Source organism: Pseudomonas sp. ML2-2023-3 (assembly GCF_037055275.1).
Lineage (GTDB): Bacteria > Pseudomonadota > Gammaproteobacteria > Pseudomonadales > Pseudomonadaceae > Aquipseudomonas.
In genome coordinates this window covers 1-7,500 of sequence record NZ_CP146343.1, presented here as the reverse complement: position 1 = coordinate 7,500, position 7,500 = coordinate 1, and the positions used below count along the sequence as shown (strand labels likewise).

The following is a 7,500-nucleotide window of genomic DNA, read 5'->3' as shown; positions in this document are numbered from 1 at the left end:
CTTGCTGGAGGTATCAGAAGTGCGAATGCTGACATGAGTAACGATAATGGGTGTGAAAAACACCCACGCCGAAAGACCAAGGTTTCCTGCGCAACGTTAATCGACGCAGGGTTAGTCGGTCCCTAAGGCGAGGCTGAAAAGCGTAGTCGATGGAAAACAGGTTAATATTCCTGTACTTCTGGTTATTGCGATGGAGGGACGGAGAAGGCTAGGCCAGCTTGGCGTTGGTTGTCCAAGTTTAAGGTGGTAGGCTGGAATCTTAGGTAAATCCGGGATTCTAAGGCCGAGAGCTGATGACGAGTTGTCTTTTAGACAACGAAGTGGTTGATGCCATGCTTCCAAGAAAAGCTTCTAAGCTTCAGGTAACCAGGAACCGTACCCCAAACCGACACAGGTGGTTGGGTAGAGAATACCAAGGCGCTTGAGAGAACTCGGGTGAAGGAACTAGGCAAAATGGCACCGTAACTTCGGGAGAAGGTGCGCCGGTGAGGGTGAAGCATTTACTGCGTAAGCCCATGCCGGTCGAAGATACCAGGCCGCTGCGACTGTTTATTAAAAACACAGCACTCTGCAAACACGAAAGTGGACGTATAGGGTGTGACGCCTGCCCGGTGCCGGAAGGTTAATTGATGGGGTTAGCTAACGCGAAGCTCTTGATCGAAGCCCCGGTAAACGGCGGCCGTAACTATAACGGTCCTAAGGTAGCGAAATTCCTTGTCGGGTAAGTTCCGACCTGCACGAATGGCGTAACGATGGCGGCGCTGTCTCCACCCGAGACTCAGTGAAATTGAAATCGCTGTGAAGATGCAGTGTATCCGCGGCTAGACGGAAAGACCCCGTGAACCTTTACTATAGCTTTGCACTGGACTTTGAATTTGCTTGTGTAGGATAGGTGGGAGGCTTTGAAGTGTGGACGCCAGTCTGCATGGAGCCAACCTTGAAATACCACCCTGGCAACTTTGAGGTTCTAACTCAGGTCCGTTATCCGGATCGAGGACAGTGTATGGTGGGTAGTTTGACTGGGGCGGTCTCCTCCTAAAGAGTAACGGAGGAGTACGAAGGTGCGCTCAGACCGGTCGGAAATCGGTCGTAGAGTATAAAGGCAAAAGCGCGCTTGACTGCGAGACAGACACGTCGAGCAGGTACGAAAGTAGGTCTTAGTGATCCGGTGGTTCTGTATGGAAGGGCCATCGCTCAACGGATAAAAGGTACTCCGGGGATAACAGGCTGATACCGCCCAAGAGTTCATATCGACGGCGGTGTTTGGCACCTCGATGTCGGCTCATCACATCCTGGGGCTGAAGCCGGTCCCAAGGGTATGGCTGTTCGCCATTTAAAGTGGTACGCGAGCTGGGTTTAGAACGTCGTGAGACAGTTCGGTCCCTATCTGCCGTGGACGTTTGAGATTTGAGAGGGGCTGCTCCTAGTACGAGAGGACCGGAGTGGACGAACCTCTGGTGTTCCGGTTGTCACGCCAGTGGCATTGCCGGGTAGCTATGTTCGGGAAAGATAACCGCTGAAAGCATCTAAGCGGGAAACTTGCCTCAAGATGAGATCTCACTGGAACCTTGAGTTCCCTAAAGGGCCGTCGAAGACTACGACGTTGATAGGTTGGGTGTGTAAGCGCTGTGAGGCGTTGAGCTAACCAATACTAATTGCCCGTGAGGCTTGACCATATAACACCCAAGCAATTTGCGTCGAAGAGACCAGATTGCGGTGTGTGAAGACGATACAAACCGAAAGTTTGCAACTCACAAAACACCAGACTATTACATACCCATTCGCTGGAGCGTAAACCGAAAGGTGAACGACCTGGCTACCGAATTTCTTGACGACCATAGAGCATTGGAACCACCTGATCCCATCCCGAACTCAGAAGTGAAACGATGCATCGCCGATGGTAGTGTGGGGTTTCCCCATGTGAGAGTAGGTCATCGTCAAGATTAAATTCCAAAATCCCTGTCTGCTCGCGCAGACGGGGATTTTGTTTTTGTATAAGTACAAGCTTTGTAAAAAGCCTGTGCTGTTAACCAGGTCATTTGCCTGGCTAACACTTCGATTATCTCAATCGAAAGCAGCAGGAAATAAGGTGTTGACAGCAGCGTGTAACGCTGTAGAATTCGCCTCCCGCTAACGAGAGATCGAAAGCGCAAGTGGTTGATGTTACAGAGGAAACTTTGAAAACATCTTAAAATAACCGCTTGACAGTAACAGAGGCTGCTGTAGAATGCGCGCCTCGGTTCAGCGAAAGCTAAACCAACCGCTCTTTAACAACTGAATCAAGCAATTCGTGTGGGTGCTTGTGGAGTCAGACTGATAGTCAACAAGATTATCAGCATCACAAGTTACTCCGCGAGAAATCAAAGATGTAACCAACGATTGCTGAGCCAAGTTTAGGGTTTCTTAAAAACCCAAAGATGTTTGAACTGAAGAGTTTGATCATGGCTCAGATTGAACGCTGGCGGCAGGCCTAACACATGCAAGTCGAGCGGTAGAGAGAAGCTTGCTTCTCTTGAGAGCGGCGGACGGGTGAGTAATACCTAGGAATCTGCCTGATAGTGGGGGATAACGTTCGGAAACGGACGCTAATACCGCATACGTCCTACGGGAGAAAGCAGGGGACCTTCGGGCCTTGCGCTATCAGATGAGCCTAGGTCGGATTAGCTAGTTGGTGAGGTAATGGCTCACCAAGGCTACGATCCGTAACTGGTCTGAGAGGATGATCAGTCACACTGGAACTGAGACACGGTCCAGACTCCTACGGGAGGCAGCAGTGGGGAATATTGGACAATGGGCGAAAGCCTGATCCAGCCATGCCGCGTGTGTGAAGAAGGTCTTCGGATTGTAAAGCACTTTAAGTTGGGAGGAAGGGCATTAACCTAATACGTTAGTGTTTTGACGTTACCGACAGAATAAGCACCGGCTAACTCTGTGCCAGCAGCCGCGGTAATACAGAGGGTGCAAGCGTTAATCGGAATTACTGGGCGTAAAGCGCGCGTAGGTGGTTTGTTAAGTTGAATGTGAAATCCCCGGGCTCAACCTGGGAACTGCATCCAAAACTGGCAAGCTAGAGTATGGTAGAGGGTAGTGGAATTTCCTGTGTAGCGGTGAAATGCGTAGATATAGGAAGGAACACCAGTGGCGAAGGCGACTACCTGGACTGATACTGACACTGAGGTGCGAAAGCGTGGGGAGCAAACAGGATTAGATACCCTGGTAGTCCACGCCGTAAACGATGTCAACTAGCCGTTGGGAGTCTTGAACTCTTAGTGGCGCAGCTAACGCATTAAGTTGACCGCCTGGGGAGTACGGCCGCAAGGTTAAAACTCAAATGAATTGACGGGGGCCCGCACAAGCGGTGGAGCATGTGGTTTAATTCGAAGCAACGCGAAGAACCTTACCAGGCCTTGACATCCAATGAACTTTCTAGAGATAGATTGGTGCCTTCGGGAACATTGAGACAGGTGCTGCATGGCTGTCGTCAGCTCGTGTCGTGAGATGTTGGGTTAAGTCCCGTAACGAGCGCAACCCTTGTCCTTAGTTACCAGCACGTAATGGTGGGCACTCTAAGGAGACTGCCGGTGACAAACCGGAGGAAGGTGGGGATGACGTCAAGTCATCATGGCCCTTACGGCCTGGGCTACACACGTGCTACAATGGTCGGTACAAAGGGTTGCCAAGCCGCGAGGTGGAGCTAATCCCATAAAACCGATCGTAGTCCGGATCGCAGTCTGCAACTCGACTGCGTGAAGTCGGAATCGCTAGTAATCGTGAATCAGAATGTCACGGTGAATACGTTCCCGGGCCTTGTACACACCGCCCGTCACACCATGGGAGTGGGTTGCACCAGAAGTAGCTAGTCTAACCTTCGGGAGGACGGTTACCACGGTGTGATTCATGACTGGGGTGAAGTCGTAACAAGGTAGCCGTAGGGGAACCTGCGGCTGGATCACCTCCTTAATCGACGACATCAGCTGCTCCATAAGTTCCCACACGAATTGCTTGATTCATTGTAGAAGACGATAACTGCAGAGTCGCTCTGTGGTTTTTCTGTCGTAAAGCTTAGAAATGAGCATTCCATCAAACGGTGGTGAATGTTGATTTCTGATCTTTTGATTAGATCGTTCTTTAAAAATTTGGGTATGTAATAGAAAGTTAGACTGGATAACACTTTCACTGGTGTTTATTCAGGCTAAGGTAAAATTTGTGAGCGTTCTTAATTGAACATGCGAATTTTCGGCGAATGTCGTCTTCATAGTATAACCAGATTGCTTGGGGTTATATGGTCAAGTGAAGAAGCGCATACGGTGGATGCCTTGGCAGTCAGAGGCGATGAAAGACGTGGTAGCCTGCGAAAAGCTTCGGGGAGTCGGCAAACAGACTTTGATCCGGAGATGTCTGAATGGGGGAACCCACCTAACATAAGTTAGGTATCTTAAGCTGAATACATAGGCTTAAGAAGCGAACCAGGGGAACTGAAACATCTAAGTACCCTGAGGAAAAGAAATCAACCGAGATTCCCTTAGTAGTGGCGAGCGAACGGGGACCAGCCCTTAAGCTGTATTGATGTTAGCGGAACGCTCTGGAAAGTGCGGCCATAGTGGGTGATAGCCCTGTACGCGAAAACATCTTTGCAGTGAAATCGAGTAGGACGGAGCACGAGAAACTTTGTCTGAATATGGGGGGACCATCCTCCAAGGCTAAATACTACTGACTGACCGATAGTGAACTAGTACCGTGAGGGAAAGGCGAAAAGAACCCCGGAGAGGGGAGTGAAATAGATCCTGAAACCGTATGCGTACAAGCAGTGGGAGCCCACTTTGTTGGGTGACTGCGTACCTTTTGTATAATGGGTCAGCGACTTATTTTCAGTGGCAAGCTTAACCGAATAGGGGAGGCGTAGCGAAAGCGAGTCTTAATAGGGCGTCTAGTCGCTGGGAATAGACCCGAAACCGGGCGATCTATCCATGGGCAGGTTGAAGGTTGGGTAACACTAACTGGAGGACCGAACCGACTACCGTTGAAAAGTTAGCGGATGACCTGTGGATCGGAGTGAAAGGCTAATCAAGCTCGGAGATAGCTGGTTCTCCTCGAAAGCTATTTAGGTAGCGCCTCATGTATCACTGTAGGGGGTAGAGCACTGTTTCGGCTAGGGGGTCATCCCGACTTACCAAACCGATGCAAACTCCGAATACCTACAAGTGCCGAGCATGGGAGACACACGGCGGGTGCTAACGTCCGTCGTGAAAAGGGAAACAACCCAGACCGTCAGCTAAGGTCCCAAAGTTATGGTTAAGTGGGAAACGATGTGGGAAGGCTTAGACAGCTAGGAGGTTGGCTTAGAAGCAGCCACCCTTTAAAGAAAGCGTAATAGCTCACTAGTCGAGTCGGCCTGCGCGGAAGATTTAACGGGGCTCAAACCATACACCGAAGCTACGGGTATCACTTAGGTGATGCGGTAGAGGAGCGTTCTGTAAGCCTGTGAAGGTGAGTTGAGAAGCTTGCTGGAGGTATCAGAAGTGCGAATGCTGACATGAGTAACGATAATGGGTGTGAAAAACACCCACGCCGAAAGACCAAGGTTTCCTGCGCAACGTTAATCGACGCAGGGTTAGTCGGTCCCTAAGGCGAGGCTGAAAAGCGTAGTCGATGGAAAACAGGTTAATATTCCTGTACTTCTGGTTATTGCGATGGAGGGACGGAGAAGGCTAGGCCAGCTTGGCGTTGGTTGTCCAAGTTTAAGGTGGTAGGCTGGAATCTTAGGTAAATCCGGGATTCTAAGGCCGAGAGCTGATGACGAGTTGTCTTTTAGACAACGAAGTGGTTGATGCCATGCTTCCAAGAAAAGCTTCTAAGCTTCAGGTAACCAGGAACCGTACCCCAAACCGACACAGGTGGTTGGGTAGAGAATACCAAGGCGCTTGAGAGAACTCGGGTGAAGGAACTAGGCAAAATGGCACCGTAACTTCGGGAGAAGGTGCGCCGGTGAGGGTGAAGCATTTACTGCGTAAGCCCATGCCGGTCGAAGATACCAGGCCGCTGCGACTGTTTATTAAAAACACAGCACTCTGCAAACACGAAAGTGGACGTATAGGGTGTGACGCCTGCCCGGTGCCGGAAGGTTAATTGATGGGGTTAGCTAACGCGAAGCTCTTGATCGAAGCCCCGGTAAACGGCGGCCGTAACTATAACGGTCCTAAGGTAGCGAAATTCCTTGTCGGGTAAGTTCCGACCTGCACGAATGGCGTAACGATGGCGGCGCTGTCTCCACCCGAGACTCAGTGAAATTGAAATCGCTGTGAAGATGCAGTGTATCCGCGGCTAGACGGAAAGACCCCGTGAACCTTTACTATAGCTTTGCACTGGACTTTGAATTTGCTTGTGTAGGATAGGTGGGAGGCTTTGAAGTGTGGACGCCAGTCTGCATGGAGCCAACCTTGAAATACCACCCTGGCAACTTTGAGGTTCTAACTCAGGTCCGTTATCCGGATCGAGGACAGTGTATGGTGGGTAGTTTGACTGGGGCGGTCTCCTCCTAAAGAGTAACGGAGGAGTACGAAGGTGCGCTCAGACCGGTCGGAAATCGGTCGTAGAGTATAAAGGCAAAAGCGCGCTTGACTGCGAGACAGACACGTCGAGCAGGTACGAAAGTAGGTCTTAGTGATCCGGTGGTTCTGTATGGAAGGGCCATCGCTCAACGGATAAAAGGTACTCCGGGGATAACAGGCTGATACCGCCCAAGAGTTCATATCGACGGCGGTGTTTGGCACCTCGATGTCGGCTCATCACATCCTGGGGCTGAAGCCGGTCCCAAGGGTATGGCTGTTCGCCATTTAAAGTGGTACGCGAGCTGGGTTTAGAACGTCGTGAGACAGTTCGGTCCCTATCTGCCGTGGACGTTTGAGATTTGAGAGGGGCTGCTCCTAGTACGAGAGGACCGGAGTGGACGAACCTCTGGTGTTCCGGTTGTCACGCCAGTGGCATTGCCGGGTAGCTATGTTCGGGAAAGATAACCGCTGAAAGCATCTAAGCGGGAAACTTGCCTCAAGATGAGATCTCACTGGAACCTTGAGTTCCCTAAAGGGCCGTCGAAGACTACGACGTTGATAGGTTGGGTGTGTAAGCGCTGTGAGGCGTTGAGCTAACCAATACTAATTGCCCGTGAGGCTTGACCATATAACACCCAAGCAATTTGAGTCGAAGAGACCAGATTGCGGTGTGTGAAGACGATACAGACCGAAAGTTTGCGACTCACAAAACACCAAACTATTACATACCCATTCGCTGGAGCGTAAACCGAAAGGTAAACGACCTGGCTACCGAATTTCTTGACGACCATAGAGCATTGGAACCACCTGATCCCATCCCGAACTCAGAAGTGAAACGATGCATCGCCGATGGTAGTGTGGGGTTTCCCCATGTGAGAGTAGGTCATCGTCAAGATTAAATTCCAAACCCCCTGTCTGCTAACGCAGACAGGGGGTTTGTTTTTGGGCCGAG

The 7,500-nt window shown here is 50.7% G+C and carries 5 rRNA genes (1 of these 5 only partly in view); all 5 read left to right on the top strand.

The window, feature by feature from the left end:
- Nucleotides 1-1,676 (top strand): 23S ribosomal RNA (locus V6P94_RS00025); it begins 1,216 nt to the left of the window's first position.
- A 151-nt stretch (nt 1,677-1,827) separates the two neighbouring features.
- A 5S ribosomal RNA gene (gene rrf / locus V6P94_RS00020) occupies nt 1,828-1,943 on the top strand.
- Nucleotides 1,944-2,423: 480 nt separating this feature from the next.
- A 16S ribosomal RNA gene (locus tag V6P94_RS00015) occupies nt 2,424-3,960 on the top strand.
- Nucleotides 3,961-4,284: 324 nt separating this feature from the next.
- Nucleotides 4,285-7,176: ribosomal RNA gene (locus tag V6P94_RS00010) — 23S ribosomal RNA — on the top strand.
- Nucleotides 7,177-7,327: 151 nt separating this feature from the next.
- Nucleotides 7,328-7,443: ribosomal RNA gene (gene rrf, locus V6P94_RS00005) — 5S ribosomal RNA — on the top strand.
- The 16S, 23S and 5S rRNA genes sit together here, the layout of an rRNA operon.
- The last annotated feature ends 57 nt before the right edge of the window (nt 7,444-7,500 follow it).